Source organism: bacterium (assembly GCA_024228115.1).
Lineage (GTDB): Bacteria > Myxococcota_A > UBA9160 > UBA9160 > UBA6930.
The window spans coordinates 1-7,012 of record JAAETT010000488.1 but is presented as its reverse complement, the minus strand read 5'-3'; the positions used below and the strand labels follow the sequence as shown (position 1 = coordinate 7,012).

Annotated in this window: 5 protein-coding genes; 2 read left to right on the top strand and 3 right to left on the bottom strand. The window is 63.7% G+C overall.

From position 1 onward, the window contains the following. Positions 1-496: 496 nt before the first annotated feature. A complete protein-coding gene (locus GY937_20800; GenBank protein ID MCP5059151.1) occupies positions 497-931 on the bottom strand; it encodes a CBS domain-containing protein in 435 nt (144 codons plus the stop codon). A gap of 459 nt (positions 932-1,390) precedes the next feature. Then, positions 1,391-2,776 carry a GTPase HflX gene (gene hflX / locus GY937_20795; GenBank protein MCP5059150.1) on the bottom strand — a complete coding sequence of 462 codons (1,386 nt, stop codon included), beginning with the start codon at positions 2,774-2,776 and terminating at the stop codon, positions 1,391-1,393. A gap of 226 nt (positions 2,777-3,002) precedes the next feature. Here hflX and GY937_20790 point away from each other — a divergent pair, with 226 nt between their 5' ends. Together GY937_20790 and GY937_20785 are read left to right on the top strand one after the other, a co-directional pair. Continuing rightward, entirely contained in the window at positions 3,003-3,671 is a 669-nt protein-coding gene (locus GY937_20790; GenBank protein ID MCP5059149.1) for a DUF4336 domain-containing protein, read from the top strand. A gap of 137 nt (positions 3,672-3,808) precedes the next feature. Continuing rightward, positions 3,809-4,813 (top strand): hypothetical protein, encoded by a 1,005-nt coding sequence (locus tag GY937_20785; protein MCP5059148.1) that lies wholly within the window; start codon positions 3,809-3,811, stop codon positions 4,811-4,813. An 18-nt stretch (positions 4,814-4,831) separates the two neighbouring features. On the opposite strand, the gene GY937_20780 is transcribed toward GY937_20785, so the two are convergent. After that, positions 4,832-6,775, bottom strand: a complete 1,944-nt coding sequence (locus tag GY937_20780; GenBank protein ID MCP5059147.1) for a response regulator — start codon at positions 6,773-6,775, stop codon at positions 4,832-4,834. Positions 6,776-7,012: the final 237 nt, after the last annotated feature.

Genomic DNA, 7,012 nt, shown 5'->3' with positions numbered 1-7,012 from the left:
TCTCACGCGCCAAGTCCAAGCCTGGCAAGACGATCGCAACCGAACGACGAAGGGCGTCGACTGGCAATTCACGACCCAACAAGCCCGCGTGAAACTGCGACGACTCTACCCCCAGCTTTTGGTGTGACAAGGGACTAGTGATCCTCATTTCCCGACGAGCAATTCGCGGACCGGCCTTCCGGCCTGAGCCCCACCGCCGGCTCCCGCTAGTTCTGGTTCATCAACCAGCTGAAGCCAAAGCTCGAGCAGTGCGCCTGGGTGTTGTTGCCCACCCACATCCGGAACGCACTCGGTCCGACGCGCTGGGCAAGCGGCTGAATCAGGAGATCACCTCCACCCTCGGCGCGGACTGGATCAACAACTTCGAGCTGGCGAAGACCACTGCACCATCAGCTACGTGCCCGAAGACTAGGCCCGGGAGAGGGCGACGCCACGTCCGGACGGCCCCAATACGCTTCGTCGCTGTCGGAACGATCGCGCGCAGCGCGCACGATCGTCAGTCGTACTTCTGGTGGCGAATCTGGATGAGGCTGTAGGTATCGCTCCGTTCCCCACGCTCGACCTCGGCCCGCATGCTATCGAGAGCGCGAAGGAGGTCGCGGCGCGAGATCATGCCGGCCAGTCGGCCCTCGTCCACCACGAAGATGCGGCGGTGACCGCCCTCCGAGAAGCGTCCGGCCACGGCAAAGACGTCCTCGTCCGGCGCCGCCACCTCGACCTCCTGGGTCATGTGGTCGGCGGCCGTCCCTGCGGGCCAGCCTTCGTAGATCGATTCTGCGAGCACACGGATGCAGTCCTCCTCGGACAGCACCCCCAACAGCTGCCCCCCTTCGTCCACGACGGGTGCGCCGGAGTAGCCACGCCGCATCAACGTGTGGGTCGCTGCGGCAATCGGGGCGTCGGGGGCGACGCCCTCCACTCGTCGGTTCATGATCTCGGACGCGCTGCGGGATCTTGTCTTGGAAGTCATTGGACACCTCGCGGAGGAGAGAGCCGAGACTCTACCGATCTGCCCGGCCGTGGCACGTGTCGCGCCTACAAATCATCGACCGCCGGATGGATCGACCCGGAACATGGCACGGCTCCTATCCCGCGGCGATCGCCTTTCCCTGTGTTCGAAAAAGCACATTGGGGGTGACGTTGGAGCCGGCAGGATTCTGTAGGGGTCGTTGCCGACGTGGATCATGATGAATAGCGTTCGCGATCGATCGACTGAGCGCCACGTGCGAACTCTTCGCAATGGCCAGCCGGCAGGGCCGCAGCCACGAGTTCGAGTGATCTGGTGCGGTTCCTCGGATCACATCACTTCCGCAGCACACCAATGGTCTCGCGGGAATCTGCTCGGAGCCTCGTGGACTCCTAGATCCGCCCCTAGCCCGACGAACGAGGGCTAGATCTCGCGACGGAGGCTGCCGAGCAATGCGGCAGGTGCGCGTACTCGAACGTGTGCGCCGTCCTCGTCGTAGCGCTCATCGAGCACGCGACAGCGTTCGTGCAGTAGGGCGACCTTCCTCTGCTCATCGTACGGGATCACGAACTCTTCCTCTTCCATCGAGCGTTCGAAGAAATCGCGAATTCGACCGTGCAGCGCGAGCACGTCCTCGGGCGACTTCGCTGACATCATGACCGCCTCAGGAAACTCTTCGGCGAGCGCCGAGCGCTGCGTTTCGGAGATCAGATCGCATTTGTTGAGGATCAGAAGGCGCGGGTGGTCCTCCGCACCAATCTCGCCGAGCACCTGGCGCGTCACGTCGTACTGATTGCGGAATGCGGGGTCCGAGGCATCTACCAGGTGCAGGTGCAGGCTCGCGTCCCGGGCTTCCTCCAGGGTGGAGCGGAACGACGCAACGAGATCGTGGGGAAGAGCCTTGATGAAGCCGACCGTATCGGAGACGAGGATCCGCGGGCGCGTCTCGGGCACCAGCGCGCGCACCGTGGTGTCCAGCGTCGCGAAGAGCTGGTCCGCGACATACATCGCGTTGTTCGTCAGCGCGCGCATCAACCGCGACTTGCCCGCGTTCGTGTAGCCGACGAGAGCGACCGTCTGGGTCGCGCTCCCGCTACGACGACTTCGCTGCACATCCGCTTCGCGTTGCACCACGACGAGGCTTCGCCGCAGCTCCGCGATGCGGTCGCGCACGGCGCGCCGGCCTAGCTCGAGAGTCGATTCGCCCGCTCCCTTGCCGCCGACCCCGCCGCGCTGCCGTTCGGTGCCCGCGTTGGCCTCGCGAAGCCGCGGTGCCATGTAGACGAGGCGCGCGATCTCGACCTGGATCTTGGCCTCACGGGTGCGCGCGTGGCGCTGGAAGATCGAGAGAATGACCATCGAGCGGTCGAGCACCTCGACGCCTGTGGCCATCTCCAGGTTGCGCATCTGCGTCGGCGTGAGGTCCTGGTCGACGAGGACGGTGACCGCATCGGTGGGCGAGCCCTCTTCTTCTTCGACCTCTGTTTCAACCGCATCGTCCGCGGGTTCGTCCTCTTCCGAGCGCGCCCGGGAGCCGGGTGGCGCATAGCTCGGAACGAAGCCCTGCCCACCCGTGTAGCCCGCGAGCTCCCGGAGCTTTCCCTCGCCGACGACGTTGCTCCCGCCCAGGCCCTTGCGCTTCTGCGTCACGCGCCCGATGACGCGCAATCCAAGCGTCTTGCCCAGACGTTCGAGTTCGTTCAGCGAACTCGCGAAGGCCTCGTCCGTGACGCCCTGGAGCTGGACGCCCACGAGTACCGCGGGCGGGCGATCGGCCTTGGAAACGTTGCGAGGGGGGGCGCCGCTCATGCCGGGCAGGCTCGCAGCATCTGAGCGGGGATGCAATCGCGCTGAACTCAGAGCTATACCTCGTCGATCGTGATTGGATCCGCTGCGAATTCCGGGCCGGCCTCGATCAGCGCGATTGCCCGGCCGGAGGGAAGCGTCCCTGCTCCCCCGTGCGGGATCGTGCGCCCTCGGTATAGATCCCTAAAGAGCCGGCTATCTTGGCGGCGTAGTGACGGATCAGTCCCCCTTGTCTGCGATCGCCCCCGATGCCTGGGTGGCGACTCGACCCCTTCGCTTCCTGGGCGTCGAGACCGGCACGCGCATGACCGTGGTGCGCCTGGCCGACGGCGGACTCTTCGTCCACTCGCCCACCTCGCTGGACGCCGGCGTCGGCGAGGCGGTCGGCGCCCTCGGGCCCGTCAAGGCCGTGGTGGCGCCAAGCCTGTTCCATCATCTGCACGTGGGGGAGTGGATCGACGCCCACCCCAAGGCGGTGGTCTGTGCCTGTCCTGGGCTCGAAGCCAAACGCGACGACTTGCGCTGGTCACGAACGCTGGGCGACGAGCCGGAGCCGGAGTGGCAGGGCGAGATCGACCAGGTGTTCTTCGCCGCGCGCAGCATGGAGAACGAAGTCGTCTTCTTCCACCGGGCCAGTACCACGATGATCTGCGCGGACATCATCTTCAATCTCAGTGTCCACTCCTCGCGCTGGACCCGCGTGGTAGCCCGTCTGCTCGGAAACCAGGAACCCGGTGCGACCTGGCTCGAGCACCTGATGATCCGACGCCGTGCCGAGGCCCGCGAGCAAGTCGACCGAATGCTCGCCTGGAAGCCCGAGCGGATCGTGCTGTCCCACGGCGCCTGGGTCGAGCACGGCGGCACCGAGGTGCTGCGGCGCGCCTACGCCTGGCTGTGATCGCGGATTCCCCGATCTAGTGATCCGGCGTGTTAGCCGCGGTGCCTCGCGGGGCTTTGATCTCCTCGCGCGGTGGCGGCTCAGCGCGCCCGAGTAGCGGGGCTCGTTTCGCGTCCGATTTGTGAGAGAATCGCGACATGATTCGCACGACCGTCGTCGGCAGCTGGCCCATTCCGTTCGGACTGAAGCCCAAGCTCACTCAATACTACAAGGGCGATTCGAGCGACGAAGAGGCGCACGACGTGTTGCAGGCGGCGGCTCGGATCGCCATGGACGAGCAACTGGCGTGCGGTCTCGACCAGATCATGGGGGGAGAAGTCTTTGCTCCCGATTTCGTGCACCACGTCCCGCCGCGCCTGGTCGGCCTCGAAGTCGTTCGCGAGCGCGACCATCGCGCGGGGTCCGAAGGAATCGGACACTACCGCATTGCAGGTGACCTCCAGGCGCCTCGGGGAACGGGACATGCACTTGCCTATCGCCGCGAGAAGGCGATTCAACCCGATCTCGAAAAGGCTGCCGTTCCTTCCCCGCTCACGATGACGCTTTCGTTTCCCACGGACCCCTCGTTGCCCGAGCAGATGGAGAATGTGGCTCGCATCGTGGAGGACGAAGTACTCGACATGGTGAGTGCCGGCGCACGGGAGATCCAACTCGATGCACCCTTCGAAGCCATTCTGGCGCTGGTGGAATCCCGCGATCCGAAGGAGATCGCCCCCTGGATCGTCCATCCCTTCCGTCGAGTCGCAGGAATCCGTCGAACGGTTCACTTCTGCCTGGGGGACATGGGGCGTCGGCCGGCGACCCAGGAGCAGCATCTGCGCAACCTGATCCCGCTGATCCAGCTCCTCGATGGCGAGATCGATCGGGTGCATCTGGAATGCTCTTACACGGGTCAGTGGAACGAGCGCGGCCTGCTGTCCGAAATCCCGGAATCAATGGAGGTGATTGCAGGCATCGCTGATGTCAAGGCAGAGCCCCAGAGCAGCGAAGCGATGGCCGATCAGATTGCCGCCCTGCGTGACATCATCCCGGACGAACGTCTGCTGGTCTCTTCCTCATGCGGTTGCGGTCGTGTTCCCCACGACGACGCGATCCGGATGATGCGCAACCTCGTCGAGGCGGCACACTCGGTCTCGACATGAAGGCCCACACCGTTTCGGCTAGTTCTGAAGCAGCGCCGCCTCGACCTTTTCGAGCAACGTCTTCATGGGGGCCGGCTTGTGGAGAACCCCGGCGAGGCCTGAGCCCTGGAATCGTGTCAGGAGTTCCTCTTCCGTGAACCCGCTGTTCAAGATGACACGAACGTCGCTGCGAATCGCCTGAAGCTGCGCGAAGACCTCTTCTCCATCCAGCTTCGGCATATTGAGGTCGAGCAGGACGCAATCGAACCCGCCGGGATCGCTCCGGAAGAGGTCCACGGCTTCCTGGCCATCTTCGACTTCAACGACCCTGTAGCCCGCGGTCTCGAGCATCGCCACGATGACCAGACGCACGGCCTTCTCATCCTCCACGACGAGAATCCGCTTGCCCTCCGAAGCCACGTCTGAGGCGAACGCTGCCGTATCGCGTTCCGCCTCCAACGAAGCCAACGGCAGCCAGACAGTGAACGTGGTCCCGACGCCGAGCTCACTGTTCACTGAAATCGCACCCTTGTGGGACTTCACGATCCCCAACACCGCGGCCAGGCCCAGGCCGTGGCCGGAGCTCTTGGTCGTGAAGAACGGGTCGAAGATCTTCTCTTTCGTATCCTGGCTCATCCCCTCCCCGGTGTCGCTGACCGAGACGCAAACGTAGTCGCCTTGTGGCAGCCGCGGGTAGGAGGAGATCTGTTCGACGTCTTCGGGCCCCAACGAAACCGGCTTCGTTCCGACGACGATGCTCCCGCCGTTACTCCCGATCGCGTCAGAGGCGTTCGTCATCAGATTCATGAACACCTGGCGAAGATGACTTTGGTCACCGAACACGCCCAGCGGGGAATCGTGCAGCTCGAAGACCATCGAGACCTTCTTCGAGAGCGCGGCCTTCATCAGATCGCCGAGTTCTCTCACCAGGAGCTCGCAATCGAGAATCTCCTTCGAACTCGAACCACGGCCGGCATACGCCAACATCTGCCTGCACAGGTCGGACGCCGCTTCGCTTGTGGATACGATCCTCTCGAGATTGAGTCTGGCAGGCGAATCCGCCGGAAGCGAGATCCCCGCGAGTTCTGCATTGCCCATCACCGCCGACATCAAGTTGTTGAAATCGTGAGCAATGCCGCCCGCAAGTACACCGATGGCTTCGGCCTTGGTCGCCTCACGGAGCTGCTCCTGCATTCGATCGTGCTCGATTGCCAGCCCGACCATGCGCGCCGAGATTTCGAGAAGCTCCATGTCGAAAGGGCCAGGCGCGGCCGGCTCGTCTTTGTAGAGCGCCATGGCTCCCAGAACTTCGTCGCCAGTCGCCCCGGTTACCGGTACGGACCAGCACGCGGACACCCCGGCAATCTTCGCGGCTTCTCGCAGATCCTTCCATAGCGGGTCCTCGTAGATGTTCTCCACGATCACCGGTACGTTCCAGAATGCGGCGGTGCCACAGGAGCCTACGGTCGGGCCGATTCGCAATCCCTGAACCGCGTGGTTGTATTCGGCGGGCATGCTCGGGCCTGCGCCGACGGACACATGCTCACCGTCTGACTCCACCAACAGGATCGATGATCTGCATCCATCCACTTTCGATTCGACAATGCGCACCATCGTTTCGAGCGTCTCAGCCAGGGAACTCTTTGCCCTGGACGGAGGTTCCGGAACCTCGACCGGGGTCACATAGGCGCGGTGTGACTGTGCCAGCACGACGACTCGTCCATCGTCGGTCTGCACACGCCAACGCAGCAGTCGCCAGTCGTCCTGCTTGGTCAGATGCCGCGCAAGGAGTTCACCTTCCCCCATGTCGATCGCGTGTTGCAGCGCCGGTCGATCCAGCGGGTGGATCCATTCGACCAGGGGCTTCGAGCTCAGGTCCTCGACGTTGAGACCATACTCATCCGTGAATGCGGAGTTGACGCGAGGCGTTTCACGAGGCTTGACGGATTGAAGCAGCATCGGCTGTTTCGAGATGGAGGCCATGCCTAGCATATCGGATTGAACCAACGTTCACTGAGGGATATCGGGTGGAGCTGCGTTCCAAGACCTGGAATGATCCCGAGCCGTAAGGGGAATCCCCTAGCCCGGACTATGCATGAAAATCAGTTGAGAAGCTGACTTTCGATGGTTCCAGGGTGCTGTGCGGCGATTGATCCTGACGGATGTCGCTTACGGTGGATGAGGCTCGGTCCTCGGCGCAAATTCGGGGCGTGCCTCGGC

What these genes read in the sequence shown, in the direction of transcription:
- GY937_20785 (MCP5059148.1), top strand. Translation starts at nt 3,809, where the DNA reads ATGATTCGCACGACCGTCGTCGGCAGCTGGCCCATTCCGTTCGGACTG.
- GY937_20800 (MCP5059151.1), bottom strand. Translation starts at nt 931, where the DNA reads ATGAACCGACGAGTGGAGGGCGTCGCCCCCGACGCCCCGATTGCCGCA.
- hflX (MCP5059150.1), bottom strand. Translation starts at nt 2,776, where the DNA reads ATGAGCGGCGCCCCCCCTCGCAACGTTTCCAAGGCCGATCGCCCGCCC.
- GY937_20780 (MCP5059147.1), bottom strand. Translation starts at nt 6,775, where the DNA reads ATGGCCTCCATCTCGAAACAGCCGATGCTGCTTCAATCCGTCAAGCCT.